At 46.9% G+C, this 25,697-nt stretch carries 28 protein-coding genes and 1 riboswitch; of the genes, 4 read left to right on the top strand and 24 right to left on the bottom strand.

All coding sequences use genetic code 11. From position 1 onward, the window contains the following. The first annotated feature begins 102 nt into the window (after nucleotides 1–102). Nucleotides 103–1,008 (top strand): YitT family protein, encoded by a 906-nt coding sequence (locus MHB82_RS09070; protein ID WP_127539438.1) that lies wholly within the window; start codon nucleotides 103–105, stop codon nucleotides 1,006–1,008. Between the two features lie 120 nt (nucleotides 1,009–1,128). On the opposite strand, the gene MHB82_RS09065 is transcribed toward MHB82_RS09070, so the two are convergent. The 7 genes from MHB82_RS09065 to MHB82_RS09035 form a co-directional block, all read right to left on the bottom strand. Further along, nucleotides 1,129–2,142 carry a zinc-binding alcohol dehydrogenase family protein gene (locus MHB82_RS09065; RefSeq protein ID WP_341174495.1) on the bottom strand — a complete coding sequence of 338 codons (1,014 nt, stop codon included), beginning with the start codon at nucleotides 2,140–2,142 and terminating at the stop codon, nucleotides 1,129–1,131. Further along, nucleotides 2,139–3,104, bottom strand: coding sequence for an aldo/keto reductase (locus tag MHB82_RS09060; RefSeq protein WP_341174494.1), 966 nt, complete (start codon nucleotides 3,102–3,104; stop codon nucleotides 2,139–2,141). Before MHB82_RS09060 ends, MHB82_RS09065 begins: the two co-directional genes overlap by 4 nt. 215 nt (nucleotides 3,105–3,319) lie before the next feature. Then, a complete protein-coding gene (gene mqnC / locus MHB82_RS09055; RefSeq protein WP_095288286.1) occupies nucleotides 3,320–4,459 on the bottom strand; it encodes a cyclic dehypoxanthinyl futalosine synthase in 1,140 nt (379 codons plus the stop codon). Between the two features lie 380 nt (nucleotides 4,460–4,839). Beyond that, nucleotides 4,840–6,009 carry an aminotransferase class I/II-fold pyridoxal phosphate-dependent enzyme gene (locus tag MHB82_RS09050; protein WP_341174493.1) on the bottom strand — a complete coding sequence of 390 codons (1,170 nt, stop codon included), beginning with the start codon at nucleotides 6,007–6,009 and terminating at the stop codon, nucleotides 4,840–4,842. Next, a complete protein-coding gene (locus tag MHB82_RS09045) occupies nucleotides 6,002–7,189 on the bottom strand; it encodes a PLP-dependent transferase (RefSeq protein WP_095359090.1) in 1,188 nt (395 codons plus the stop codon). Before MHB82_RS09045 ends, MHB82_RS09050 begins: the two co-directional genes overlap by 8 nt. A gap of 24 nt (nucleotides 7,190–7,213) precedes the next feature. Beyond that, entirely contained in the window at nucleotides 7,214–8,131 is a 918-nt protein-coding gene (metA, locus tag MHB82_RS09040) for a homoserine O-acetyltransferase MetA (protein WP_095359091.1), read from the bottom strand. A 238-nt stretch (nucleotides 8,132–8,369) separates the two neighbouring features. Then, nucleotides 8,370–8,495: riboswitch (SAM riboswitch) on the bottom strand. Nucleotides 8,496–8,756: 261 nt separating this feature from the next. Continuing rightward, nucleotides 8,757–8,900 carry a hypothetical protein gene (locus tag MHB82_RS09035; RefSeq protein WP_176476026.1) on the bottom strand — a complete coding sequence of 48 codons (144 nt, stop codon included), beginning with the start codon at nucleotides 8,898–8,900 and terminating at the stop codon, nucleotides 8,757–8,759. 49 nt (nucleotides 8,901–8,949) lie between these two features. On the opposite strand from MHB82_RS09035, the gene corA reads away from it, so the two are divergent. Beyond that, entirely contained in the window at nucleotides 8,950–9,885 is a 936-nt protein-coding gene (gene corA / locus MHB82_RS09030) for a magnesium/cobalt transporter CorA (RefSeq protein ID WP_095288290.1), read from the top strand. A 98-nt stretch (nucleotides 9,886–9,983) separates the two neighbouring features. Here corA and MHB82_RS09025 read toward each other — a convergent pair whose 3' ends face one another. The 8 genes from MHB82_RS09025 to MHB82_RS08990 form a co-directional block, all read right to left on the bottom strand. Beyond that, nucleotides 9,984–10,985, bottom strand: coding sequence for an HRDC domain-containing protein (locus tag MHB82_RS09025; protein ID WP_341174492.1), 1,002 nt, complete (start codon nucleotides 10,983–10,985; stop codon nucleotides 9,984–9,986). Nucleotides 10,986–11,166: 181 nt separating this feature from the next. After that, a complete protein-coding gene (locus MHB82_RS09020) occupies nucleotides 11,167–12,045 on the bottom strand; it encodes an ROK family protein (protein WP_095359093.1) in 879 nt (292 codons plus the stop codon). A gap of 70 nt (nucleotides 12,046–12,115) precedes the next feature. Continuing rightward, nucleotides 12,116–12,805, bottom strand: coding sequence for an MOSC domain-containing protein (locus tag MHB82_RS09015; protein WP_341174491.1), 690 nt, complete (start codon nucleotides 12,803–12,805; stop codon nucleotides 12,116–12,118). Nucleotides 12,806–12,835: 30 nt separating this feature from the next. After that, the gene (locus tag MHB82_RS09010) at nucleotides 12,836–13,942 is read right to left on the bottom strand and encodes a phosphodiester glycosidase family protein (RefSeq protein ID WP_255247885.1); all 1,107 of its coding nucleotides are present in this window, start codon (nucleotides 13,940–13,942) and stop codon (nucleotides 12,836–12,838) included. Between the two features lie 5 nt (nucleotides 13,943–13,947). Continuing rightward, nucleotides 13,948–14,841 carry a 5'-3' exonuclease gene (locus MHB82_RS09005; protein WP_095359096.1) on the bottom strand — a complete coding sequence of 298 codons (894 nt, stop codon included), beginning with the start codon at nucleotides 14,839–14,841 and terminating at the stop codon, nucleotides 13,948–13,950. 174 nt (nucleotides 14,842–15,015) lie between these two features. After that, nucleotides 15,016–15,381: an arsenate reductase family protein gene (locus MHB82_RS09000; RefSeq protein WP_095359097.1), complete on the bottom strand. Its 366-nt coding sequence runs from the start codon at nucleotides 15,379–15,381 to the stop codon at nucleotides 15,016–15,018. A 224-nt stretch (nucleotides 15,382–15,605) separates the two neighbouring features. Beyond that, nucleotides 15,606–16,601 carry an RluA family pseudouridine synthase gene (locus MHB82_RS08995; RefSeq protein WP_341174490.1) on the bottom strand — a complete coding sequence of 332 codons (996 nt, stop codon included), beginning with the start codon at nucleotides 16,599–16,601 and terminating at the stop codon, nucleotides 15,606–15,608. Continuing rightward, on the bottom strand, nucleotides 16,598–17,173 hold the full coding sequence (locus tag MHB82_RS08990; RefSeq protein WP_095359099.1) for a cob(I)yrinic acid a,c-diamide adenosyltransferase: 576 nt from the start codon (nucleotides 17,171–17,173) through the stop codon (nucleotides 16,598–16,600). Before MHB82_RS08990 ends, MHB82_RS08995 begins: the two co-directional genes overlap by 4 nt. 227 nt (nucleotides 17,174–17,400) lie before the next feature. Here MHB82_RS08990 and MHB82_RS08985 point away from each other — a divergent pair, with 227 nt between their 5' ends. Then, entirely contained in the window at nucleotides 17,401–18,012 is a 612-nt protein-coding gene (locus MHB82_RS08985; RefSeq protein ID WP_095359100.1) for a DedA family protein, read from the top strand. A gap of 112 nt (nucleotides 18,013–18,124) precedes the next feature. Here the strand turns inward: MHB82_RS08985 and MHB82_RS08980 are convergent, their stop codons facing one another. From MHB82_RS08980 to MHB82_RS08950, 7 genes are all read right to left on the bottom strand, one after another. After that, nucleotides 18,125–18,664: a bifunctional adenosylcobinamide kinase/adenosylcobinamide-phosphate guanylyltransferase gene (locus MHB82_RS08980; protein WP_176476027.1), complete on the bottom strand. Its 540-nt coding sequence runs from the start codon at nucleotides 18,662–18,664 to the stop codon at nucleotides 18,125–18,127. Between the two features lie 34 nt (nucleotides 18,665–18,698). Continuing rightward, nucleotides 18,699–19,250, bottom strand: a complete 552-nt coding sequence (locus MHB82_RS08975; protein WP_095359102.1) for a hypothetical protein — start codon at nucleotides 19,248–19,250, stop codon at nucleotides 18,699–18,701. A 158-nt stretch (nucleotides 19,251–19,408) separates the two neighbouring features. Then, nucleotides 19,409–19,630: an aspartyl-phosphate phosphatase Spo0E family protein gene (locus MHB82_RS08970; RefSeq protein ID WP_307721001.1), complete on the bottom strand. Its 222-nt coding sequence runs from the start codon at nucleotides 19,628–19,630 to the stop codon at nucleotides 19,409–19,411. Nucleotides 19,631–19,819: 189 nt separating this feature from the next. Continuing rightward, the gene (locus MHB82_RS08965; RefSeq protein WP_341174489.1) at nucleotides 19,820–21,028 is read right to left on the bottom strand and encodes an aminotransferase class I/II-fold pyridoxal phosphate-dependent enzyme; all 1,209 of its coding nucleotides are present in this window, start codon (nucleotides 21,026–21,028) and stop codon (nucleotides 19,820–19,822) included. A 13-nt stretch (nucleotides 21,029–21,041) separates the two neighbouring features. Next, nucleotides 21,042–21,542, bottom strand: a complete 501-nt coding sequence (locus MHB82_RS08960) for an Lrp/AsnC family transcriptional regulator (RefSeq protein ID WP_095288304.1) — start codon at nucleotides 21,540–21,542, stop codon at nucleotides 21,042–21,044. A gap of 182 nt (nucleotides 21,543–21,724) precedes the next feature. Continuing rightward, entirely contained in the window at nucleotides 21,725–22,120 is a 396-nt protein-coding gene (locus MHB82_RS08955) for a spore coat protein (protein ID WP_095359105.1), read from the bottom strand. A 37-nt stretch (nucleotides 22,121–22,157) separates the two neighbouring features. Next, nucleotides 22,158–22,388, bottom strand: a complete 231-nt coding sequence (locus tag MHB82_RS08950; RefSeq protein ID WP_095359106.1) for a hypothetical protein — start codon at nucleotides 22,386–22,388, stop codon at nucleotides 22,158–22,160. A gap of 99 nt (nucleotides 22,389–22,487) precedes the next feature. On the opposite strand from MHB82_RS08950, the gene MHB82_RS08945 reads away from it, so the two are divergent. Beyond that, nucleotides 22,488–23,708, top strand: coding sequence for an NAD(P)/FAD-dependent oxidoreductase (locus MHB82_RS08945; RefSeq protein ID WP_341174488.1), 1,221 nt, complete (start codon nucleotides 22,488–22,490; stop codon nucleotides 23,706–23,708). Nucleotides 23,709–23,778: 70 nt separating this feature from the next. Here the strand turns inward: MHB82_RS08945 and MHB82_RS08940 are convergent, their stop codons facing one another. Together MHB82_RS08940 and MHB82_RS08935 are read right to left on the bottom strand one after the other, a co-directional pair. Then, on the bottom strand, nucleotides 23,779–24,993 hold the full coding sequence (locus MHB82_RS08940; RefSeq protein WP_341174487.1) for an MFS transporter: 1,215 nt from the start codon (nucleotides 24,991–24,993) through the stop codon (nucleotides 23,779–23,781). A gap of 120 nt (nucleotides 24,994–25,113) precedes the next feature. After that, the gene (locus MHB82_RS08935) at nucleotides 25,114–25,680 is read right to left on the bottom strand and encodes a hypothetical protein (RefSeq protein WP_095359109.1); all 567 of its coding nucleotides are present in this window, start codon (nucleotides 25,678–25,680) and stop codon (nucleotides 25,114–25,116) included. Nucleotides 25,681–25,697: the final 17 nt, after the last annotated feature.

Raw genomic sequence — 25,697 nt, 5'->3', positions numbered from 1 at the left:
CCTGTTCAGAACAGGCATATGATCGTAACTGCGGCTCTTCGCCGATCTTCTGTGATCAACCCAGGGAGAATGGCTCGCCAGCCGCACAAAGGAGGATGACGTATGAAAGCACCTCTGATATCGGCTAATCCGGTGCCACAAACCGCTAAGACCAGAATATCATCCACGCGCCGCTTCCTGAATCTTTTGCTGGTGATCGCTGGTGGAATTCTAGCCTCCGTGGGACTTGAATTATTCCTTCATCCCAATAAGATTATTATTGGAGGCATAACAGGCATATCTTCTCTGTTCGCTCATTGGACTGAGATGAGAATTGGATTGTTCCTGTTCTTATTCAATGTTCCATTTATATTTTTATCCTACAGGCTGGTACAAAAGAAATTTGTACTCGTTACTGTACTGGGTCTGGTTGTCTTTTCGATTGGTGCCATCGTGCTTCATCCCATGCCGCCTCTGGTTGAACATCCGCTAGCTGCCGCCATGTTCGGCGGACTATGTCTGGGTGTTGGAATCGGACTTGTGGTGCGGTATGGCGGGACACTGGATACGCTGGAAATCGGTGATCCGTCCTCCCGGCCACCTGAAAGGGTATTTAGCGGGAAACGGATGCTTATCGAAAAAATAATCATGCTGCTCAACTTGCTGATTCTGACAGCCGCTGGTGTTGTCTTTGGTTGGGATCAAGCGATGTACTCTGTTATTGCCTATCTTATTGCATATGAAACGGTCTATATCGCGTTCCGCGGATTTACGACCACTCGCAAATTGTACATTCTGACTACCCAAAGCTCGCAGGTTGAAAAAGCCGTTCGCAAGCGTCTGCGACGGGAACCCGGATCTCCTGTACCTTCTTCAGAATCTGCTTCCTTATTGCCTGCTGAAGGATGGATTCATCACATTCCGGGGGCATTGTACTATGAAGTTCACTTTCTGGAGATGATCTGGTTGAAATCCATTGTGCGCCATATTGATCCGCACGCTGGTATTATCACCCATCCGGAGAAATGACCCAACGACTCGAACCCCAAAAACCTCTCTCTAGCCCTGTGATAGAATATCACTTCAGGTTAGAGAGAGGTTTTTTTATTCCTGCTTTTTATTCCTATTCCTTTATTTCCGATACCACTTTTATAGTTCAACTATAGCTTTTACTACATGTGTATCTGGGAGCAACCACTTGTCCATGGCGGAAGGAAGCTCAGTTAAAGACTCCCGATGCGTAATGTAGCCATCCATGCTGAGCTTTTTCTGCCGCAAAGTCGATATCACTTGCTCAAAATCCGCACGCGTTGCATTACGGCTGCCCAATATGCTCATCTCTCGCTTATGAAACTCAGGATCATGAAACGTAATATCGGCTTTGACCAATCCCACATAGATCAGTTGTCCGCCATGAGCTACATACCGAATGGCCTCATTCATGGACTGTACATTACCTGTTGCATCAAATACAGCGGTAGCGTAATCCCCTCCTGTCACTTCAGCTACCTGCTCCACCACTTGGTCTGTTGCCTGTATTACAACATCTACCCCAGCCCAGGTGCGGCTTAGTTCCAATCGGTCCAGGTTCCGATCAATGGCAATTACTCGAGCCCCTGCCTGTTTCGCAAAAGCCATGACACCAAGTCCGATCGGTCCTGCTCCGATGACTATAATCTGCTCCCCAGGCTGCACACCTGCTCTTCTTACGGCATGAGCACCGATACTGAGCGGTTCAACCATCGCTGTTTCATTTAGGCTCAGTCCTTCTGCCTTAATCAAATGGGAAACAGGCACGCTGATTCTTTCGCGCATCCCTCCGTCCACATGTACTCCCATGACCTGCATAGATGCACAGCAATTGGTTTTCCCTGTTCGACAGGCAATACAGTGACCACAGTGCAGATAGGGAATAATGCTAACCTGATCTCCAACTTGAAGGCCAGCAGTATTCGGCCCAATGTCATCAATGATCCCTGACAGTTCATGTCCCAGAATACGAGGATAGGTAAAATAGGGCTGGTTGCCTTTATAAGCATGTAGATCCGTCCCACAGATGCCAATCCGCTTGATCGATACAATGGCCTCATGTTCAGCTCGAATCGGTTCGTCGGTATCCTGTATTGTCAATTGATTGATCTCTTCACACACCACAGCCTTCATCCCTGTTCCCCCTTCGCTGCTCTCTGTTGTGGATCGTTATACTCGGGACGACCACTTGCCCACGTCACGTTATGAACGGGTGCCAGAATGTGCAGTACCTCTGCCAAAAGCTCTTCATCGAGCGGTTCATCTACCCACTCCGCATTATGACGGATGTTATTTACACTTGCGCTGCTCACCAGTGTGGTTGGGATCTGTTCATTTGCCGTTGCAAATTGCACAGCCAGCTTAGCAATATTCGCACCTTGCTCTACACAGAACTGCGCAGCTTCAAGACAGACTTGTTTGACGCGTTCATCTGCCGGATGCCAGGCGGGCGTCCCTCTTGTACCTAATAAGCCCATGGAGAGAGGCGAAGCATTAACGAGGCCAACTCCCTCTTTTTCCAATAACGGCAGCAGGGACAATAATGAGGTATCATTCAATGCATAATGACAATACGAGATGATGGCATCGGCATCAATCTGCGGCAGCACTTTCTCGAACAAGGGCAGGGGCAGACCACAGACTCCCGCATGACGAATTACACCATGCTCTTTCAGTTCCAGCAAGGCTGGATAGGCTTCTTCAATAATGATCTCTGCTGGTGCAAACTCAATATCATGCAGGAACAGAATATCGATATAATCGGTGTGCAATCGATCCAGACTTTCCTTGACACTGTCCTGAATGCGCTTACGGGAAAAATCAAACTCATTCTCTCCGTATCGTCCCGCCTTGGTTGATAAAATATATGAACTGCGCGGCTGGCTTCGTATCGCTTCTCCCAGTACCGTCTCTGCCTTGGTTAGACCATAATAGGGTGACACATCTATATAGTTCATTCCGGCATCCAGAGCTGCATGTACCGTACGAATACCTTCCTCGCGGTCAATATCGCGAAATACCGAACCTAGGGAAGACGCCCCAAAACTCAACACAGGTACATCGAGACCGGTCCTGCCAAGTATCCTTCTCTTCATTCACTTGCTCCTCTCCAGCATGTCTGTTGCTCCGTTTCTTTCATTTTAACAGTTCAATATCATTATAAAATATCGCCATATGCGTAATATGTACTCTTTCATGACCTCGGAATGGCCCATTAAGGCAAGCATCCAACAAAAAAACACGGATTACCCTTCAATGGGCAACCCGTGTCTTCATTCTAATATCTAGATAAAGATAAATTATTCTCTTATTAGTTCTGCATGACAAAATCTTGCTGCACAGAATTCTCTTCTTCATCAAACATCCGCAGAATATCGTATCTTGTATTACGCTGTGCGGGAATATAACCCGCCTCACGAATAAGCTGAAGAATCGAGCCAATATTGACTTTGTATGTAGCACCCGCAGCGGATACGACATTCTCTTCAATCATCGTGCTGCCGAAATCATTACAGCCAAATTCAAGCGATTTCTTACCGATTTCAGGACCCATAGTTACCCATGAAGATTGAATGTTTTTGATATTATCAAGTACAAGTCGGCTGATCGCTACCGTCTTCAGGTATTCTTCCGGAGTTTGGCGCTCCAGTTTCAGATTCGTATTATCCGGTTGGAATGTCCAAGGAATAAATGCCAGGAACCCTTCTGAGTCATATTTGTTTGCAATACACTCATCCTGGGCTTCACGTACACGAAGCAGGTGAAGTGCACGCTCTTCCATCGATTCGCCCAAACCGATAACCATTGTTGCGGTTGTGTTCATCCCGATCCGGTGAGCTGTCTGCATAACGTCCATCCAGTCGCGCCATGAACCTTTCAGACGGCTGATTTTGCGGCGTGTACGGTCATCCAGAATCTCAGCGCCTCCACCTGGCAAGGAATCCAGTCCTGCTTCGTGAATGGCACGTACAACCTCTTCCAGCGTAAGACCGTCCGAAACTTCTACCATTTTCATAATCTCCGCTGGTGAGAAGGAGTGCATGGTAATGTTCGGGAAACGTTCTTTGATTGCTTTTAACAAATCCGTGTAATAGCTGAAAGGCAGGTTGGGATTCGTTCCGCCTTGCATCAGAATCTCAGTACCATTCACATCTTGTGTTTCCTGAATTTTCTGGAAAATCACTTCGTCCGGCAATACATACCCTTCATCTGATCCAGGTCTGCGATAGAAAGCACAAAAACGGCAGTACACATCACACACGTTGGTGTAGTTGACGTTACGCCCAATGACAAATGTTCTGTATGGCTCAGGGTGCATACGCTTCATAATAACATTGGCAGCTGCCCCGATTTTGTCGACTTCATTCGATTCAAACAGCTGAATTGTGTCTTCCAGGTCTAATCGTTCGCCCCGAAGGGCTTTATCTAAGATACGGTCTACCGTACTCATCGTAAAAAGCCTCCCTCATGAAGAGAAATATGTTCACGATCCGTCCCGACTTGTATATATGCCAGCCTTGTGCATGATTGGTTGGTTCCAAACGATTGCGTAGAAATAGAAATTCTAGATGGATTGGAACCTTTCGATCCATTCTGGGTTATTGAAAAAAACGGCTCATTGAATCTATGCATAAGACGCATCGCTTGCAAGTGCTGGTGGCAACATCGCATTTCTGTACTCTGTCTATCGTAACACAGGTTACATGTGAAAAAAAGCACCTTATGGAAAGGTGCCCTAAATTTAAGTAAAAATATTGACATATTCATTCTATTATAATTCCAGCTTTTTTAGACAGATTTATTGATTGTTCAGCTGGCCCAAAATGATGATTATGATTCCTGAAGCGCCTGATCCAGATCAGCAATCAGATCGTCGATATCTTCCAGCCCGACTGAGAAGCGCAGCAGCCCATCGGTAATGCCCCGTTCAAGTCTAACCTCTGCAGGCATTGCAGCATGGGACATCATCGCAGGATAGGACAGAATACTCTCCACAGCACCCAGACTGACTGCCACGATTGGCAGTTTCACCCGGTTAAGAACCGCTTTGGCACGGTCACCCGAGCCTACGTCAAATGAGACAACCGCTCCATAACCCGTGGATTGGCGCTCGTGAGCTTCACGACCCGGATGCTCCAGCAATCCAGGATAGTATACTGCGGTAATATCGCTGCGTCCGCTAAGCCAGGCAGCCAGCTTCGCCGTGCTTTGTTCACTGTGTACCATACGAGCTCCAAGTGTTTTCATGCCGCGCATCAGAAGCCAGGATTCTTGAGCACCGAGTACGGTACCAAGCCCATTTTGAAGCTGTTTGAGTTGTCTCCCCAGCTCTTCGGTACGGGCAACGGCAAGTCCGGCAAGTACGTCACTATGTCCACCAAGAAACTTGGTTGCACTATGTACAACAATGTCCACGCCGAGCTCAATCGGGCGCTGATAATATGGCGTCATAAATGTGTTATCGAGAATGGTGATCAGTTCATGTTCCTGTGCCCAGGATGTGACGGCAGCAATATCCGTGATCCGCAGGGTTGGGTTGGAAGGTGTCTCCATATAGACTGCCTTCGTATTCGGCTTAATGGCCGCCTTCACCTCTTCAATATTGGTCATATCCACAAACGTCGTCTCAATTTGCATTCTGCTAAGAATGGACGTGAGCAGGCGGTATGTTCCTCCATACACATCTTCTGTTACGATCATGTGGTCGCCTGCCGAGAACATCAGGAACACACTGGAGATTGCAGCCATTCCTGAAGAGTAGGCGAATCCTCGAGCTCCACCTTCAAGCAGTGTGATGTAATCCTCCAACGCTTGACGTGTCGGATTACCTGAACGGCTGTAATCATGCTGTGGTGGATTAAAGATATCAAAATGATGGAATGTGGACGCCTGGTAGATCGGTACGCTGGAGGCTCCGGTTGTTTTATCCACTTCATCACCAAAATGCAGCAGCTTGGTATCAAACTTCAATTCGGATTGCTTGTTGTTCTGCTCACTCATGATGTACACCTCCTTCAACTTCACGCTGCGCAGCTTCCAGGGCATTTCCCAAATCCGCAATCAGATCGTCTGCATGCTCAATTCCTACGGAGAATCGCAGCAAGCGGTCATCTACACCTACGGCGTCGCGTATTTCGAGCGGGATATCTGCATGCGTCTGCACCGCAGGATACGTCATCAACGATTCTACGCCGCCAAGACTCTCGGCAAAAGCAATTAACTTGATATGGCGCAGCAAAGGTTCAACTAAACGGGCATCTTTTACTTTGAAAGAGAAGATGCCTGTATTTCCTTTAGATTGTTTCTTCTGCACTTCGTATCCAGGGTGATCTGACAAACCAGGGTGATATACCTCCCCCACGGATGGATGTTCCAGCAGATACTTGGCAATGGTAAGTGAATTATACTCATGACGCTCCATACGAAGCGCGAGTGTCTTCATGCCTTTCATCAACTGATAGGAATCACTTGGAGATAGTACCGCACCAATGGAGTTATGCAGGAATGCCATTTCAGCTGACAATTCCTCGCCCTTGGTGATAATCAATCCGGCAAGCACATCGTTGTGTCCACCCAGGTATTTAGTTGCGCTATGAACAACGATATCTGCTCCGAGCTCGATAGGACGTTGGAAGAACGGCGTCAGCAGTGTATTGTCCACAATCGTCAACAGGTTATGGCTTTTCGCCCAGGAGCTGACCGCTTCAATATCCGTAATCATCATAAGTGGATTGGTTGGCGTTTCGATAAATACAGCTTTGGTGTTCGGCTGACGAATGTCTTCCATGGCCACCAGATCATTCGTGTCCACGTAGCTTGCCGTTACGCCAAAACGGGAGAGGATACGCTCTAGAAGACGATACGTTCCCCCATACAGATCCAGCGAGACAATCAGATGATCTCCCTGTCCAAACATGGCAAAGATCGTTTGCAGCGCTGCCATGCCCGAGCTACAGGCAAAACCGGCATCACCTGATTCCAAAGCGGCTGCAGCTTCTTCCAGTACCTTACGCGTTGGATTGGTCGTACGAATGTAGTCAAAGCCTGTGCTCTGCCCGAGCTTTGGATGGCGGAACGCCGTTGATTGATAGATGGGGAAATTCACGGCACCAGTTCCCGGCTCATTGACGGATCCGATTTGAGCCAAGCGGCTTTCGATTTTCAACTTATTGTCTTCCATTGCAGTATCCTCCTGTAATCTCGATTAGATTTGCGGGCCAATATCGTAAGGCGTCTCCTGATACACATAGTAATTGAGCCAATTAGAGAATAATAAGTTTGCATGTGCCCGCCAGGTTGCCGGAGGAACACGGGATGGATCGTCGTTTGGAAAATAGTGTCTTGGCAGTGCGATGTCCAATCCTTTGGATGCATCGCGGTCGTATTCCCATTTCAAGGACAATGGATCATACTCCGCATGCCCTGTCACAAAAATTTGTTTGCCGTCTTTGGTGGCAACCAGGAAAATGCCAGCTTCCTCCGATTCGGCCAAAATTTCGAGGTTATCGTTCTTCTCAATATCCTCACGCCGAACTTCGGTATGACGGGAATGTGGGACATTGAACACTTCATCAAATCCGCGAAGCAGCTGTACATGAGATTTGTTGATCGTATGTGGAAATACGCCAAAACACTTCTCTTCCAGCGGTACCTTAGGTACACCGAAATGATGGTACAGACCAGCCTGAGAAGCCCAACAGATGTGCATGGTCGATGTGACGTTGGTTTTGGTCCAATCGAAGATCTCCTGGATTTCCTTCCAATAATTTACGTCTTCGAAATCCATTTGCTCAACAGGGGCACCTGTAATGATCATCCCGTCAAAACGGCGGTGTTCAATCTCATCAAAGGTTTTGTAGAAAAGATTCAGATACTCCTGTGATGTGTTCTTCGATGTGTGAGACTTGGGATGAACCAGAACGATATCGACCTGTATTGGGGTGTTCCCCACCAAACGAAGCAGTTGGGTTTCTGTTGTTTCCTTAGTAGGCATCAGGTTTAATATAGCAATGCGTAGTGGACGAATATCCTGCTGGTAAGCATGTGTCTCGTCCATTACGAAGATGTTCTCACCTGCGAGGACTTCCTTGGCAGGCAGTGCGTCTGGAATTTTGATTGGCATGATGTACAACTCCTCCTTGTGCATAGATAGATGCAGCCATCACAGGTTTGATGTTTTCACATCAATACTGTTCTAGACTGCCATGAGCTTGTCTATAGGTGGAGAATTGCAAAAAGCGCAACGCTCTGATCTGACAAACTCAAGTTCCATAGCGAAAATCAGTGCTGAGAAGTCGGTGCATATAACAAAGACCTTCCTCGGATTCCGAGAAAGGTCATATGTAAATAGATATGCGCCTCTCTCATCTCTCAGTTACAACAGTGCCTCAATGGACACTTAGTCGCTGCAAGAATTAGCACCGTGCGGTATACCGCCGGTTGCCGGGTTTCATCGGGCCAGTCCCTCCACCTACTCTTGATAAGATTTCGCCTTATTCAATTGTGTATTTAGTGTACTTCACCGTCTACTTTAAAACATTAATCCTCTCACGTCAAGCATGTAGTTTTATGTCTGTTCATGTAGACCGGAACCGTTTGTCTATCGCTGTCATACACTGCTTCAGGGCGCGAAATAGACACATTTTTGCGCTTGAAAGCACCATGTACCAGCGGTATACTAAACAAGTGTTGCAAACCCTTATGTGAGAGGTGACATATTCAATGGATGGCGACCCGAGGCCTGACTGTCAGCCGTATTCCGACAAACTGCATAGAGAATTGACATCAGCATGCCGGCAGCGGGACGTTATTTCCGTTTGGTTATAGAGCGAACGCACTCCTGACTTCCAGGCTCCGCTGCCGACCGGCTGATCTGTTCTTTTTGCGCCCATATTGATGAAAATCCGCCTGTTTGGCGGGTGCAGAAGGAGTGGATGAACGATGAAAATCCGGTTGGTAAACAACGGTGTATTTATCCCGGTGGACGATATTGAGCAGGCGCTAACGCCACCAGCTGAGGGATTTTACTGGATTGATGCAGACGTTGATGATCTGGCGGTACTTCAGCCGCTGTTCATGATGCATGATCTGGCTGTAGAGGACTGTTTGAGTGATGAAGAGCAGCGTCCGAAGATTGAAATTTATGAGAGCCATTATTTTATTGTCGTAAACAGCATTCGTTTTGATGACGAAGAGATCTTTTTGCGTGCGGTTAACCTGTTTCTAGGGAGACACTATATCATTAGTGTTACGAAGCAAAAGGTCAGCGAACTGCGGACCTTGAAGCCTATTCTGTGGGAACAGGAAGTCAGCACCCCGGATCGTCTCCTGTATCTGTTGGTCGATTTGATTGTGGATAACTACTTTACCGTCGGCGACCGGATCGAAGCACGCATTGAGAAATTGGAAGAAGATATTTTGATGCATACGAAAAAGTCCCATTTGAATGAAATTATCGGGCTGCGCAGTGAAATTCTGTGGCTCAAAAAAGTGCTCGGACCTCAAAAAGAGGTCATCAATACGCTCAACAAAAAGGATTTGCGTCTCATCGATGATCAACTGCAGAAGTACTTCAGTGACATCTATGAGAATGCTGTGAAAATATCCGAGACATTTGAGACTTATCGAGACCTGATGGGAAACTTGCGAGAAGCTTACCAATCCAGTATCGCCAACCGAGCGAACGAAATCATGCGCGTGTTTACCGCCATTACAACGGTGTTCATGCCCCTGACGGTTATTACCGGCATCTATGGGATGAACTTCAACAACATGCCTGAGCTGGACTGGAAGTATGGATATTTTGTAGTCATTGGCCTGATGGTGACCCTCGGCCTGAGCATGTTCTTTATTTTCCGCAAAAAAGATTGGATCTGAACGTATTCATTCAAAAAGACGAAGCACTCCATCCAGGGAGAAACAGCTTCGTCTTTTTTTCTGTACTCAAAAACTTCTCTCAAAACGATATGGGGTGTCTAGCCGACGTTCTGCTCTGTTTCTACATGTCTTCGGAATCGAATGCGGATCATGCGCAATCTCTCGTACACTTGCTCCAGATTACCGCTAACCGGTTTATCCCCGCCGTATACTCTATGTAATACAGGTTTCAGGAAACTGTCTCCCAGCTCCTCGTATGCACTCCAGACCGCCTCCTGCTCCTGCTCAGGCATGACCGCAAGCTCTGCATCCAGTAGGCTATCCGTATCATAACCTTCCGTATCGAGTGTCTCCAGCAGTTCAATCAGCTCTCTGCGGGATAGTCCGGAGCGGTTCAAAATCTCTTCAAGCGTATACCCTTCCTTCATACCCTCAAGCACCTGCTTGCGAGTGGTGAATTTGTCCAGCTCCTGCTTATACTTCTGTTCTTTTTGCTTGTACAACCAGCTCTCATATTCATCTTCGGACAATACCGTTTGTACCCAATCAAGTGGAAAAGCCGTAGAACGCTCTACTCCGCTTGTTAGCTCCATCCACTCCTGACCGTATTCACTTGCCTTGCTCTCCCCAACACCTGGTAACTGCATGAGTTCATCCATGGTTTGTGGTACGAATGCACTGATCATGCGCAGCAAACGATTCGTTGCAATAAAGTACGGGGCCTTCCGGTCAGACGCTGCCCTTCTTCTCCGCCATGTGCATAGATCAGCATATAATTCTTCATTGCCGTAGCGTTCACTATAACAATGAAGACGCTGTCCACCATAACTGCGTAATTTCAGATCATCCGTCTCATGAAACAGTCCCTGAATCAATGGCCGGTAACCTTCACTCATTCGAATTGCCAACTGGTGGCGATAAATATGGAGCAGTTCTGCCCAGGAGCTCCCCTCATACCAGATGCTGTCTTCGCGATCTCCTTCCTCATAATGGCTCCACCCGAGATGCCAAGCACCTTCTTCCTCACCAATCCACAGCTGAGCGTGTTCCTCATGTTGACCTGACAATTTGGACAATCTGTTCATGAAAATGACTTCCATTGATTTCCCCTCCTTAATATTGCAGCCTATTCACAGTTAGATGAGCCGCCTCCAGGCAACAAAAAAAGCACCTCTCCTGCAAATTCATTGCAAGAGAGGTGCTTCCTCATTAACCGTAGTATGCTGTTGCTCATATCTTACCACAATGGAAAAATTCGTCAACCACTTGTGATCAATTGAATTATTTGTTCAAAGCCAATTTGGCCAAGGCCAGCGATCCGCACAAACCGGCATTGTCACCAAGGCCTGGCGGAACGACATACTCGTCGATCCCCGAGTGAAGGGCCGGATGCTGAACATATCCATTTAACAGCTCTTGCAATTTGCTGCGTACCATAGGGAACAAATGCTCCTGCTTCATAACCCCACCACCCATCACAATTTTTTCCGGAGTGAGAATCAGTACATAATTCATGAGTGCGTGCGCCAGATAATGTGCCTCAATCTCCCAGGCTTTGTGATCTGCTGGCAGCTCATATGCCGGCTGGTCCCAACGTTTATTGATAGCTGGTCCCGCTGCGAGCCCTTCCAGACAGTCCCCGTGGTATGGACAAAAACCTTCATACGTATCCTCAGGGTGTCTGCGTACAATAATATGTCCCATCTCTGGATGAGATAAACCGTGAACCATTTTACCGCCTACGACTGCTCCGGCACCAATACCTGTTCCGACAGTGATATACAGACAGCTCTCCAGTCCTTGTGCTGCTCCCCAGGTTGCTTCTCCAAGCGCAGCTCCGTTTACATCCGTATCAAACGTCATCGGCACATCAAAATGTTCCTTGAGTTTGCCAATGATATCATATTGACCCCAATGAGGCTTCGGTGTAGTTGTAATATATCCGTACGTAGGACTTCCTTCAATCGGGTCAATTGGTCCAAAAGAACCTACGCCCAAAGCTTCAATCCCTTTGCCTTCAAAGAAAGCGATAACCTGCGCCATCGTTTCTTCCGGTGTCGTTGTAGGAAAACTTACCCGTTCAAGCACCTCACCATTTTCAGTTCCAATCCCACATACAAATTTGGTTCCCCCAGCTTCAATTGCGCCTAAAATCGTCAAGTTAGTCACACTCCCAAGTTAGTTTAAAGTGAAATTCATCTTTGGTTCTGGACGATGATATGTTGTGAATCTACTGCCCGCTCTCCAGCTTATCCAAACGTTTCAATAACGTTTGCCTCCAGCTATCTGACAGAGATGGAATAGCCAGCAATGCATGCATTCCGGCGGCATCCTTCTTCCCCTGATGCATGACCCGGTTGGCCTCGAGAACGGTCATGGATGAAGGGTCTGTGCGGATACGCCTGAACGGAGAGTCAGGAGCGACTTCTCCCTCCTCCAGCACGCGAAAGTAGAAGCCGGTAAAGCCGCTTTCCTGAAAATATACAGGCAGCTCTTTGAAATCATACCGGGCAGCGAGCTTGAAGCAGGGTTGTCTTGGCTGGCTAACCTGAACCAAGGCTCCGCCCAGTTCATATACATCACCAATCCGGACTTGATCCTCGGAGCAGCCTTCCACCGTTAAATTCTCACCACAAGCTCCCCAGTCCAGCTTGCGTTCCATCAGCTGTTCCAGTACGGAATACCGACTGTAATCGTATACACAAACAGCCTTATCCGGTCCGCCGTGATTCTCCAGGTCCGCCTGGCCATCTCCTGTCATTCCAGTGAATGACAGGAAAACCGGGCCGGATACGGGAAGTTTGACAATGCCGCTCAGCACTTCACGTTTCTGGCCAGGCAATGGCTGAGGCTGGCCCACATTAATGGCAAGAACAGCTGTATTACGTTCTGCTGACTGTTGATCATGTGCGATTGTCATGTGCTTCATACCTCCCATACGATTAGTACTTTAACGGACTGAGCCGCCAAAAACGAGTGTATTACTTAACAGCCGTCCTGGTGAAGTTAACATCTTCCCACCTGCATACAAGCCCGAGGAAGCTCCTCCATCCAGATTCATGGCCTGCTTGGCACCAAGCTTCTGCATGACTGCGGCCCACTCCTTAATGGTGGCTCCCGATACAGTTGCAAGCATTACCGAACCGTCGGCCATGATGGCGATCCCACTTCTGGCACCCGAGGCATTCAGAATCTTGGTATCCTTGAATCCTTCGCTGGTTGGGTTCACGGCGACTTTACCGTCTTTCACAAGACGAGGACCAGCACCAACAGCAGTTACTACGTCTTCCCAGGGAATCTCTTTGCCTGATGCATTGGTATATTTATAGTTCATTTCTACAGTCGAACCCACGGCGAAGCGATCTGCAGTAGATTTCTGATTGCCTGTAAAGACCAATACAGATCCATTCTTCGGAATCGCTACATTGTTATTGGCTACTTTTTTGGTGACAATCCCTTTCTCCATCACAACTGCAGTACCACCCTTGAATCCAACTTTTGGGCCGCGCTCCGGAGTATAGAGCATTGATATGCTCGCATTCGCAGAAGGTGTACGGTTAATGAATGTTGCGTACCAGCTGCGTGACTTACCTGCTGAATCGGTAACTTTACCTGTAAGACTTACCTGAAGTGAATCCATAATTGCTGTTCCATCTTCCTTGAAACCTATCGTTGTTCCGTATCGTCCAATATGTATTACTTTTCCATTTGCTATCAACATGCCATAAGGATCTGGTGCTCCATTATACGCTTCAAAAAATGCCCCATTAATGGCTGCTTGAGCACCGTATGATTTTACAATGGAAGGCAATGTTGCCGTTTGTCCTACCTGTTTCTTGGCTAACCCTACAGTCACCGGTGTTCCTTTGGGAATGCTTACCGTTTGTACGGTGAAATTTCGTCCTGCTGCTTTTACTTTCTGTACTTTGGTGCTAATTGCCGCTTTTGCATCAGCTGTTTGCGGAGCGCTTACTGCGCCTGATAGTAATACCGGCAAAGCCAGGACGAGGGCCATAGCCCCTGTCCACCACTTTCTACCGGCACGTTTTGTCTGCATGTTGCTCACCCTATTGCCACTCCCATCCAAGAGCCCAGGCTCTTCATCTCAAGTTGTTCGAACTTGTCCATCACCATATCCGGATCAAGACGCAATTCACATACATCCAGTGCACAGGCTACCGGAACAGCGCAGTGAATCTCTGCCAGTTTACGGGACAGATGCAGCATGTCGAGATCATTCTCGATTTTTTTACGTACCGATGGCGTGAGTTTATCCAGATTATCCAGAATACCCTCAATGGTGCCATATTCCTGCACGAGTTTTAGAGCTGTTTTCTCACCGATTCCACGTACTCCAGGGTAATTATCACTTGCATCCCCCATCAGACCCTTCATATCAATGACTTGACGAGGAGTCAACTGCTTTTCTGCCATGAGAGATTCCGGCGTATACACCATGTAATTGCCGTGACCTTTTTTCATAATAATAATGCTTGTCCGGTCATTGATCAGCTGCAGCATATCATGGTCACCGGTCAGCACCATCACGTTCATATCCGTCTGCTCCGTATAATACTTGGCCAGTGTACCGATGCAATCATCAGCTTCATACCCTTCTGCTCCAATATTCGGAATACCCAGGCTGTCCATGACTTCACGGATCAATGCAAACTGGGGAATCAGATCATTCGGTGCTTCGGGACGATTGCCTTTGTATGCCGCGTACTCTTCACCGCGAAACGTCTTGCCACCCATATCCCAGCAGCATACCACATGACTTGGTCCGAAAGTCTGAACCGCATCCCAGAAATAACGGATAAATCCGTATACCGCGTTGGTTGGCAAGCCTGCCTTTGTCCGTCTGATATATCCGCTTGCAGATGTCGCATAAAATGCACGGAACAACACCGCCATACCGTCTACCAGCAACAAAGTAGGTTCATTACGTTGATTCACTTGATTTTGTTCTCTCCTATCTGTATATAGCAAATAAAATATCGAAACTAATTCTATCATTATAGCATAGTTCCGCCAAGCATCGTTCAGCCAAAAAAGCCCTGAATATTGAACATTTCAGGGCTGCTAATCGGCTTCATTTATGAATGGACAGACACGTCACTCAGCCTATTGCTAAGCGTTCTTCCATTCCTGCTCATACGTCTCTTCCTTGAATCCTACGGTCACCTGTTCCCCATCCGTTACGATTGGACGCTTAATCAGACGGCCATTGGAAGCAAGCAAACGAATCTGTTCTTCAGCAGACATGCCAGGCAGCTTGTCCTTCAACTGCTGCTCCTTGTACACTTCTCCACTTGTATTGAAAAACTTCTTCACTTCAAGTCCGCTCTTCTGAATGAGGTCGGTTAATTCTGCCTCGGACGGGGGTGTGTCAAAAATGGGGAATAACTCCAGCTCATGGCCTTGAGCTTCAAGCCATTTTACTGCTTTGCGACAAGTTCCGCACTTTGCATACTGGTATACTTTCAGTTTACTCATTACATTTCCTCCTAAGTGCTCCGGTTTCTATTTCTCGCTTTCCTTGGTTTGCTTCGCAAATCCAAAAGTCGCTCAAAATTGATACCATCGCAACGTAGTTGTTGTTAGAGCACATCACTTTTCTCAAAAAGACCCTCAGGCTAACGCTGCACTTCTCTAAGAAATTGCTGTCTTCTACATTATTGAGTAGAGTAGGTTAATTCCATTATCCTTCTTTGATTCATTTAGTTTCCGCATGGCAGCTCTTCCCTTGGCTTTGCCTCGGTATCTAAACGTTTCTCCAGCGCAGCCATATCTGAAGGAAGAGGTGCATGGAACGTCATGCGTTCCTGTGTAAGTGGATGAACAAACGACAGCTCGCAGGCATGCAATGCCTGGCGATCGATCCACAAGTCCCGTTCTTCTCGCATTGCAGCCGTCTGTTCGTCAATCTCATCCGTAGGTAGTGTCTTGTACATTCGATCACCGATCAAGGGACATCCGACAGAAGTCATATGTACACGAATCTGATGCGTTCTGCCACTCTCCAGCTTCAGGCTGACCGCACTAGCAGTCCCTCCGTTCCACCGGGTTACCGTGCTGTACAACGTTCTTGCTGCGTAGCCGTCAGGTGTGACAATACGGCGATGAGGCTCCTCCGGATCACGATCAATAGCGCCATCAACGGATCCCTGTTCAGGAGCAGGACTCCCATGCACAAACGCAATGTATTTTTTATCTACGGTTCCTGCGATCATTTGTTCAGACACATGCTGATGCACATATGGATTTTTGGCAATAGCCAGCACCCCGGAAGTCTCCTGATCCAGACGATGAATGGGTCTAAACCGGAAAAGCTCTCCCTTGGACTTCCAGTAATGAACAACCCCATTCGCCAACGTGCCTGTATAGTGTCCATGTGTCGGATGCACAATTACGCCGGCATCCTTGTTAACAATAAGCAAATGCTCATCTTCATACAAAATGGAAAAAGGAATGGATTCCGGCAAAATGTCATCCGATTCCTCCTGTTCCATCCGAATCTCCACGATATCTCCAGCCGATACCTTCACGCTGATATACACGCGTTCTCCATTTAACATAATTCCCTGCTCCGTGATCTTCAGCCTGGACAAGAGCTTGCGCGATACCTGCAGCCGCCGCTGAAGCACGGTTTTCAGCAGCCAGCCATCCTCATGTTCGGGAACGGTGTAGACAATCGGCGAATAATAGCCGCTCATTCTTTGCGGCGGAACACTTTTTTGCTCCGTACATATTCAATATCCGACACCTGCTGTCTGGCATTGGCGGTCCGTGCTACAACGAAGAAATAATCAGACAGACGGTTCAAGTAACGTCGTACCGAAGGATTAATATCCGTATGCTGTCCCAATGTTACCGTGCGGCGCTCTGCACGGCGGCATACCGTACGGCACACATGAAGCGCTGAAGACAGCGGGCTGCCTCCCGGGATAATGAACCGTTCCACTTTCGGGTTCTCCGCATCATACTGATCAATCCATTGTTCAAGCCGGGTGACCATGTCATCCCGCACTTTGTATTTGGTTTCGCTGATTTTCACAAATGCCAGGTCCGACCCGCAATCAAACAATTCTTGCTGAACCTCCAGCAAATGTTCGCGCAAATCCTCGAATTTCCCCTCTGTATCATCGATCAGACTAATTGCCTGGCCGACAAAACAATTCAGCTCATCGATGGTACCGTAAGCTTCAACGCGGTCGTCATCTTTGATCACCCGTCCTCCGATGACCGAAGTTTGCCCTTCATCACCTGTTCGTGTATAGATGCCCATTTGCAATCCCTCCAAATGTTTAATTTCATTCACATGGCAAAACATCGGTTAATTATTAACATGCCTGCCCTTCTAATCTCAACTTAACCAGTATACTTGACCTCTGCTTGATACGGAAATGCATTTTTTTCAGAAACCGCTTGTACCCTTTGCACGTATATATGAATTGGCGTGCTCTGCCCGAGTATACGTCAAATTCAGGTAAATCAAAAGTAGAGGAGACGATTATGCAAAACTGGATAACCGATTTCATGGAACAATACGGCTACATAGGCATCGCACTCATTATTGCGCTCGAAAACGTATTTCCTCCCATTCCTTCGGAGATTATTTTGCCTTTTGGCGGATTTATGACAACGTACACCAGCCTTACTCTTCCAGGTGTTATCATTGCGGCTACTATCGGTTCTGTGCTGGGTGCAGTGATTCTCTATGGAATCGGATTGCTGATTGATGTGGAGCGTCTGGAGAAAATTGTAGATCGCTGGGGACATATTCTGCGAATCAAAAAAGAAGATATCCACCGTGTTGATGCATGGTTTGACAAATATGGAATGTGGACTGTACTATTCTGCCGCATGGTGCCACTTGTTCGCAGTCTCATCTCCATTCCGGCAGGCATGTCCAATATGAAATTCGGTTTATTCGTCCTCTTCACCACCATCGGGACACTCGCCTGGAACATTATTTTGGTCTCGGTTGGGGCCGCGCTTGGCGCTTCTTGGGAAAACATTTTGCACTTTATGGACGTCTATTCATTGGTGGTATATGCGCTGCTCGCCATTATCCTGGTTGGATGCGCAATTTGGTGGATCAGACGTATGAAAAAAAGCAAATAGAACCGGCGTCTCACGCAGCTGAATTGTAATCATACATTTCTAAATATAAATAAGCCTCCGTACCACAGTTTGTGGTTAGGGAGGCTTTTGTTTTGCCTGTTATCTTGACCTATCAGATGTCGTGGTACCGTACTTCTCGCTTCTTCAAATCAATGGCTAGTCCCGATACCACCATGTACATGCGTTCCGAGTGAGACTGCAGTGCACGATTCACCGAAGCCATCCTTGCGGCAAAAATACGCTCCTCTTCCGATGGATATAGGGAACCCTGCATTTCATTGGTAATGACCAGCAGCTTGCCCTGATAAGATAGTAAGGCATCAAGCAGCTGTTGTGTATGTACGCGTTGTTGATCAAGATCATCCGTTGCTCTAAATCCGGCAGCCATCCACGATGTCAGGCTGTCTACTATGACAATTCGCTGATCAGCCAGAAACAAATTCGATTCCCGATTGATCTGGTGAATGACTTCCGTCAGGTGATGGCCATTTCCGGCTGAAATGGCTCGATAATGAGCGGATGGCAGTTCCGGTATCACCGGATCATGATCGCCTGTGGATAAATAGATTCCTTCCCGGCTGATTTGAGCTGCATAACCTAGGGCAAACCTGGTTTTACCACTACCTATCCCGCCAGTGACCGTAATCAGCAATCCGCTCCCCTCCTTCAGTTACCATACTTATACGCTATTCTGTCAGCGCCTTCAGCACTTTTTTGGATTCTTCAACATTGGCAGCCGATAGCGGAATGGTAGCAAACAGATTTTGGGCGGCATATTCCACATCCTTGAACATCTGCATATCTTCGAGTGGGATGCCATAGAGATGGGTTTCTTGCTTCATATCGGTGCCATTGTCTCCCTGGCCATCCTCAACTAACACCCCGCCCTCAAATACACCACGCTCATACTTCTCAGGATCAAATGTATCATCCAGTGGAATATTGGAACCATTGCTTCCGTATTGTTTCATATCTGCCTCTGGCAAAATAAAAATATCATGACTGCCTGCTGCGTATTCTACCATAATTTTCTGTACATCATACATGGCGCTTGTAATGACTTCCACTTTAGGTTCCTCACCCAGTTTTTGCTGCAGATTGGCCTGTAACTGTTCTCCGATTACGGATGGATTACCTTGATTATCAATGATAAAAATGGTAAATCCGTCTTTATCACCACATCCAGCGAGCAGAAAAATCAATGATACGAGTGCTGTTAGCCCCCAAAATCTCTTCATTCCAGTTCCCCCTTTAGTCTCCTTAGTACAATATATCACAATTGTTCCACGCAAAAAAATAGCCCTTACAAATAAGAGATTCTTATTCCCACCAAAAAAAGAAGACCCTAAAGGTCTCCTCTAACATTCATATGGGTAACGTTTTCGTAACTATCAATTTATCTCCCTTTTATCGGGTTAGCTTTCATATATTCATTGATCTTCAGATCCAATAAACTGCTGATTTCAATCACAATTTCTGAAGTAAAGGATTTCTCCTCCATAAAAATCTGTTCCATCTTGCGACGAAGCATGTGGATCTCATCTTCCAAGGAAATGTCATGCAAAGATTCGTGATCTGGTCTCACCGACCATCGGTCGCCTTGATCGCCTTCAGCCAGGTATTGCCCACGATTAGTCGGTAAATCATATTCTACACAAAACAATGCTAACCCCTCCTTGGAAAATTAGTTTCCAAATATATGAAAAACATATTTCAAATTGAAATTATATCACAATATTTTGTAAATGAAAGTTATTTTTTTCTAAGTTGCAAAATGTCCACATTTCCGAGAACGCCTTACTTCTAATTAACCCTCTTTTTGCAGTTTGTAAACAAAATTTCCGATTCGTTCCAAAGCTTCATTCAATTGGGTCACTGAAGTGGCATAAGAACAGCGCAAGAAACCTTCTCCCTGTGGGCCAAACACGTTACCAGGAACAGCAGCAACTTTATTTTCGGTCAGGAGACGTTCGGCAAAAAGATCAGAGTTCAGGCCCGTATTTTGAATACTCGGGAATGCATAGAAGGCTCCCTGAGGTTCATGGCAATCCAGGCCGATGTCTCGGAATCCCTGTACGATAAGACGTCTGCGCTGATTGTAGGATTCGACCATGCGGTCTTTCTCTCCCAGTCCATTCGTTAACGCCTCAAGCGCTGCGACCTGTCCCATCGCTGGAGCACACATTACGGTATACTGGTGGATTTTCAACATGGCTGCGATAAGTTCCGGATGACCGCACATGTAACCAATCCGCCAACCCGTCATGGCAAAAGCTTTGGAGAAGCCGCTCACAAGAATCGTCCGCTCCTTCATATCGGGGATCGAAGCGAAGCTGACATGTTTTTGAGTATACGTCAGTTCTGCATAAATTTCGTCAGCAATGACGATCAGATCATGCTTTTTGATGACTTCTGCGATGGGCAGCCAGTCTTCGTACGTCATAATCGCACCGGTCGGATTGCTTGGATAACACAAAATCACCACTTTGGACTTCGGTGTGATGGATGCTTCCAGCGACGCTGCAGTCAATTTGAATTGGTTTTTGGCATAGGTTTCGACACCCACAGGAATTCCTCCGCCAATTGAAGCAATTGGTGAATAGGCTACATACGAAGGCTCCGGAATGAGAATCTCATCTCCTGGCACAATCAATGCACGCAGAGCAAGGTCAATCGCCTCACTGCCGCCAACCGTAACGATAATTTCATCCTTGGGATCGTACTTGGTATCAAATTGAGTATCCAGGTAATTACTGATGGCCTCTCTCAATTTGGGCATCCCAGCGTTGGATGTATAACTTGTCATACCTCTCTCGAGGGAGTATACGCAAGCTTCACGCATGTGCCAAGGGGTAACAAAGTCAGGTTCTCCGACACCGAGCGTAATTATATCCTTGTTGTCACCAACCAGGTCGAAAAACTTCCGAATCCCGGATGGGGGTATCTGCTGAACCAGAGGTGCCAGATACGAGGTCATCTTCTTGTTGTTCCCTGTTGTCTGTTCATTCACTATCATGACACATCTTCCTTTACGGCGAGATCATGAGACGGTTATCTTCCTGATGGTCTTCAAAAATGATCCCGTCCTGTTTATATTTTTTAAGAATAAAATTGGTTTTGGTTGAAAGCACAGAATCGATTGGAGACAGCTTCTCTGATACAAAGTTAGCGACTTCACGCAGGTTGCCACCTTCTACTTCAACGAGCAGATCGTATGCACCTGACATGAGATAGACGGATTTCACTTGTGGATACAAATAAATGCGTTCGGCGATGCCCTCAAAACCACGACCACGTTCCGGTGTGATCTGTACTTCAATCAGGGCTGTCACTTTCTCATCGTCGATTTTGCTCCAGTTAACCACCGTAGCATACTTTACAATAACGTGGTCCTGTTCGAGCTGGGCCACAGCGTTCTTGATCTTGTCTTCTGACTCCCCAAGCAGTGTAGACAGCAGCGCCGGAGACCTTCTTGCGTCTTCCTTCAGCAGATCCAGAACTTTTAATTGCAGATCGTTCAAATCTTTCATGACTTTCCCTCCAGCGTCATCCAGGTTCCTGAAAATGAATTAATACTTATATTACATGAATTTAACGTCTGTGCAAAGCTAAAAACCGCCTGCCCTCAATTCGGGCAAGCGGTGGTATGGTCTGGACAATCTATGCTTCAATCCTTATTTCTCGGTTATGCTTCAACCTGTTCGCAAAAAGGTTACATGTAATAAGGGTTACCGTAATTAGGTTGATGCTGAGGCACATTAGGCGCCTGGCTGTATGGACTGGAAAGGGTATTCTTTTCCTGAATGAACTGATGACACTTCTGCTGCGTTTGTTGTGCAGACTGGATCGATTTGTCCAGCTCGCTCCGAGAGGCTTTGGAAGAAGCAGAATACATGTTGTTCTGCTGCATCAGGTTAAACAGCTCTCCTTGCAATCTAAGGGTATCGTTCGTCAGATCTGTAAACATTCTGCGGGTAACAGGGCAGGAAGATTCAGTCGTTGCTGTAGTGTATTCACGGGAAGTTCGTCTTAAATCCGCAAGAATCGACTTCAGGAGATCCTGCTCCTGCATAAAATTTCCACCAGATGACAAAGATTGAGAGTACACGCGGTTTCCTCCTATACATTTAATTTCTTGTGCCTATCTAAGACTGTGTTGGTGCAAGGGACTGATGCTGCTGAAGAGCATTGACGAGTGTGTTCAGATGCTGTTCATGTGAGCGTACATACTGGTTCAGAGCTTGCTGGATTTGCGGGTTATGTGTGATGGAAGCTGTTGCTGCACACTGTTTGATCAGCATTTCTTCATTGGAGATCGAATCCGCAATGTAGTTCAGTTCCTTGGGGCTAAGCGCCTGCATCTGCGTATTTTGCATGTGCTTTTTTCCTCCTTAACCTAAAGTTTATGCGAATTTATTGTTACCTTGTCCTGCAAAAGTATACTTATTTAACAATCCAAACCGAGGTGATTCATAATGGAACTTATTAATGGTAATACGTTCTGGCCAAGTACCTTTACATCCCCATACAGTTATCCTGTTCTAGAAGACGAGATATCCTGTGACTGTCTCATTATCGGTGGTGGTATGGGAGGAGCACTGTCCGCCAAACTATTAACCGAGAGAGGTTTGCATACAGTCGTTATTGATAAAAGAGAAATCGGTCATGGCAGCAGTATGGCAAACACCGGACTACTTCAATATTCCAATGACAAAACGCTTACCTCCTGTATACATACCTTTGGCGAACAACGCGGGGTACGTTTTTATGAACTATGCCGTACTGCCATGAAGCAATTAGAAGAGACCGCTTCGAGTCTCGATCTTGATCCTTGGTATATCCCTCGTAACAGTTTGTACTGTGCAAGCCTTGAAGAAGATGTCGCTCTTTTGGAAGAAGAATACCATACACTCAAAACCCATGGCTTTGATGTTGAGCTGTGGAACCGGGAAAAAATTAGTGCGAGCTTCCCATTCAGCAAACCGATGGCGCTGTATACCAAAGGAGATGCCGAAGTTAACCCCTATAGGCTAGTACATGGTCTCCTGCAGTCTGCTTCAAAAGAAGGAGCTCAAGTGTATGAACGGACTGAGATGATCCATTGTGAATATGGTGGAGAAGGTGTCCTCTGTTACACTCCGAACCGAACAATTCGTGCCAAGCAGGTTATCTTCTCTACTGGTTACGAGACGCAGGAGATCAAAAATGACCGTGGCGCTTATCTAAAGAGCACCTATGCGATTGCAACCAAGCCACTGAAAGATCTTAGCAGCTGGTACAACCGAAGCTTGATATGGGAAACGGCGCGTCCTTATTTATACATGCGGACCACCCCGGATGGCAGAATTATTGCCGGGGGCCTCGATGAGGAAATTCCGCGTGAAGACCAGCGTGCAATTCGGGCCGAGCATAGGGCTGAGGATTTACTTAAAAAGGTAGCTAACTACTTCCCACTTCCGGATCTGGAAATAGACTATGCCTGGGAAGCTGTATTCGGCAGCACCCATGATGGGCTTCCGCTGATTGGCCCTCATCCTGAATACCCGAACTGTTACTTTATCGAAGGATATGGGGGCAACGGAACCGTATACAGCATGATTGCTGCATCCATTCTTGCGGATGTGATTACTGGGAGCCATAACGAAGACATGGAACTGTTCTCTCTGACCAGAACCACTAAACCTTCCCCCGTGTAAAATAGAAAAAGGTGCAGATCAGGAATGGCTTTCCTGATTCTGCACCTTTTTTCTGTTGTGACCAAACGGATCAGGACCCTGGCTTACCCTGCTCCGTCCTTACTAACATTTTACGCATAAATAACCAGCCGACCAATGGGAAAGCTCCCAAAACCACGATGAGCCAGGTTAACGTACGAAGCGAAGGGCCATTCATTACAATAATGATAAACACGGCAAGACCAGCTAGGCGGCCTGTCATCAGACAGAGCTCCCTTAAAACGACAAGTTCAACCCTTTTCTCTACATTTTCGCCGCTCATGCCCATCAAGTCGAATCCTGCCGCAATCATGGGAAGCATGTATAACGGCATGGCGACCGCTGAGCCAACCCCCATAATCAAAAGCGTGCCATAGCTTACTTTCCAGATGAGAGGCAGAAGAACGAGAAATAATATAATTGCCCCCGTCAACATACCTTTCGATCTATAATGCGGTTTGAACCACTTGCCCGCCATCCAATAACTGACCAAAGCTACAGCGGATGTAATTAACGAGAATTGACCCAGCTTGTACTCCTGTTCCGTGGCTACATAAACGAGCAATGCAATTAGAAAGGCGAATACGCCCTCCCTTACACCCTGGGCAGCCAACCCTAGCCCCAGCGGTCTCCACTCGCTGCCTGATCTTGATAATTGCTGCCAGGGTTCCGACCAGCGGTAGGTGCCGCTTACTTTTCTCTTTTTCAAAAAAAAGCTGAAGACAACGGCAATCACGTATATCACAAGTGACACGGTAAAAATGAGCCGATAACCTGAATTATCCGCCATCTTCGAGATTATCAATCCCGAGAACCAGGGACCAATGATTCCTGTCATGGAGCCCAATAACCCGACCCATCCATTGAACAGGTCCCGGTTCTCCCGGTCTGTAACTTCAAAGTACACCACATTAAAAGCAATCCAGAACAGACCCAGAGCACATCCGAGCAATATGCCGAGTGGCCATATCCAGTCCACCGCTCTTGGTCCAGCCCACAGAACAAGCATATAAAAAATGCCAGACAATGCTGTGCCTAGACGCAGCGCACTCATTTTATTATGTTCTTTAACCCATTTACCGGCTAACCAGAATGTCAATCCAAGTGCAAGCTGTTGACTTACCGTAAACCATCCCAGCATCGCATAGTCCGGACGACTCTTCCATAGATATACATTCAGAAACGTCCCCGACAAAGCTCCGGCTAACACAAACAATCCATTCACGCCCAGAAGCAGAATGGATTGTCGGCCCAGAGATATCTTCATCTGCTCCCTCCTTATTCCGCTTGAAGTCAGCACTTCGCGGCAAGTCTCAGGGTTAACGTACCCCAAGCAGAGGAAAAACATGACGAATCTCAGGAATATTTCATTTTCAGTGAATGGAAATTACTTCTTGGCGCTTAGATTTTGAATCAGGCGCAGACGATCATCTTCAGACAAGCTATATTGAACTTGGAAACAGCCGGAGCAGACATACATTTGTACTGTAAATGGTGCATCCAGCAGGGAATCCGTTCTTGAAACCGCGTTAGCTACAGGAGTGAATGTGTCCTTCGTGGACGTTTGTGTACCTGCGAGAATCATGAATTCACGGCAATGTGGACATTCCGGTACTTCTTCCTGCAGATCCAGCTGTTTCTCCACACCTTCTTCATATAGGATCAGATCATTGCCATCGTCCGCATATTTGGTTAGTGTTCGCAGTTCAGGCAATTTCAGTTCAACTTCATCTCCCCACAATGCCGCGAGGTCAGTGGTTTGATCGCTGTCCTGAGCATCATCAACATCGTAAATATCGCCGACTTCATCTTCATCCTCTTCTTCTCCAATGTTGATGTTCAGCGTACGGTAACCCTTCAGTTCATTGTGACAATAGGGACACTCTTCTTCAGGGCCCAATTCCTCATCCCATACAATCTCGGTGTGACACCACGGACATACTGTTGTTTCCAATTAAATCAACCTTTCTT

It is taken from the genome of Paenibacillus sp. FSL K6-2862 (assembly GCF_038005125.1).
GTDB lineage: Bacteria > Bacillota > Bacilli > Paenibacillales > Paenibacillaceae > Paenibacillus > Paenibacillus illinoisensis_A.
Note: the sequence above shows the minus strand (reverse complement) of the source record. Positions and strands in the feature narration are given on the sequence as shown.

Excerpts from the sequence above, each read along its gene's own strand:
- MHB82_RS09070 (WP_127539438.1), top strand. The coding sequence starts at position 103 with ATGAAAGCACCTCTGATATCGGCTAATCCGGTGCCACAAACCGCTAAG.
- MHB82_RS09065 (WP_341174495.1), bottom strand. The coding sequence starts at position 2,142 with ATGAAGGCTGTGGTGTGTGAAGAGATCAATCAATTGACAATACAGGAT.
- MHB82_RS09060 (WP_341174494.1), bottom strand. The coding sequence starts at position 3,104 with ATGAAGAGAAGGATACTTGGCAGGACCGGTCTCGATGTACCTGTGTTG.
- mqnC (WP_095288286.1), bottom strand. The coding sequence starts at position 4,459 with ATGAGTACGGTAGACCGTATCTTAGATAAAGCCCTTCGGGGCGAACGA.
- MHB82_RS09050 (WP_341174493.1), bottom strand. The coding sequence starts at position 6,009 with ATGAGTGAGCAGAACAACAAGCAATCCGAATTGAAGTTTGATACCAAG.
- MHB82_RS09045 (WP_095359090.1), bottom strand. The coding sequence starts at position 7,189 with ATGGAAGACAATAAGTTGAAAATCGAAAGCCGCTTGGCTCAAATCGGA.
- metA (WP_095359091.1), bottom strand. The coding sequence starts at position 8,131 with ATGCCAATCAAAATTCCAGACGCACTGCCTGCCAAGGAAGTCCTCGCA.
- MHB82_RS09035 (WP_176476026.1), bottom strand. The coding sequence starts at position 8,900 with ATGGGCGCAAAAAGAACAGATCAGCCGGTCGGCAGCGGAGCCTGGAAG.
- corA (WP_095288290.1), top strand. The coding sequence starts at position 8,950 with ATGAAAATCCGGTTGGTAAACAACGGTGTATTTATCCCGGTGGACGAT.
- MHB82_RS09025 (WP_341174492.1), bottom strand. The coding sequence starts at position 10,985 with ATGGAAGTCATTTTCATGAACAGATTGTCCAAATTGTCAGGTCAACAT.
- MHB82_RS09015 (WP_341174491.1), bottom strand. The coding sequence starts at position 12,805 with ATGACAATCGCACATGATCAACAGTCAGCAGAACGTAATACAGCTGTT.
- MHB82_RS09010 (WP_255247885.1), bottom strand. The coding sequence starts at position 13,942 with ATGCAGACAAAACGTGCCGGTAGAAAGTGGTGGACAGGGGCTATGGCC.
- MHB82_RS09000 (WP_095359097.1), bottom strand. The coding sequence starts at position 15,381 with ATGAGTAAACTGAAAGTATACCAGTATGCAAAGTGCGGAACTTGTCGC.
- MHB82_RS08995 (WP_341174490.1), bottom strand. The coding sequence starts at position 16,601 with ATGAGCGGCTATTATTCGCCGATTGTCTACACCGTTCCCGAACATGAG.
- MHB82_RS08990 (WP_095359099.1), bottom strand. The coding sequence starts at position 17,173 with ATGGGCATCTATACACGAACAGGTGATGAAGGGCAAACTTCGGTCATC.
- MHB82_RS08985 (WP_095359100.1), top strand. The coding sequence starts at position 17,401 with ATGCAAAACTGGATAACCGATTTCATGGAACAATACGGCTACATAGGC.
- MHB82_RS08975 (WP_095359102.1), bottom strand. The coding sequence starts at position 19,250 with ATGAAGAGATTTTGGGGGCTAACAGCACTCGTATCATTGATTTTTCTG.
- MHB82_RS08965 (WP_341174489.1), bottom strand. The coding sequence starts at position 21,028 with ATGATAGTGAATGAACAGACAACAGGGAACAACAAGAAGATGACCTCG.
- MHB82_RS08960 (WP_095288304.1), bottom strand. The coding sequence starts at position 21,542 with ATGAAAGATTTGAACGATCTGCAATTAAAAGTTCTGGATCTGCTGAAG.
- MHB82_RS08950 (WP_095359106.1), bottom strand. The coding sequence starts at position 22,388 with ATGCAAAATACGCAGATGCAGGCGCTTAGCCCCAAGGAACTGAACTAC.
- MHB82_RS08945 (WP_341174488.1), top strand. The coding sequence starts at position 22,488 with ATGGAACTTATTAATGGTAATACGTTCTGGCCAAGTACCTTTACATCC.
- MHB82_RS08940 (WP_341174487.1), bottom strand. The coding sequence starts at position 24,993 with ATGAAGATATCTCTGGGCCGACAATCCATTCTGCTTCTGGGCGTGAAT.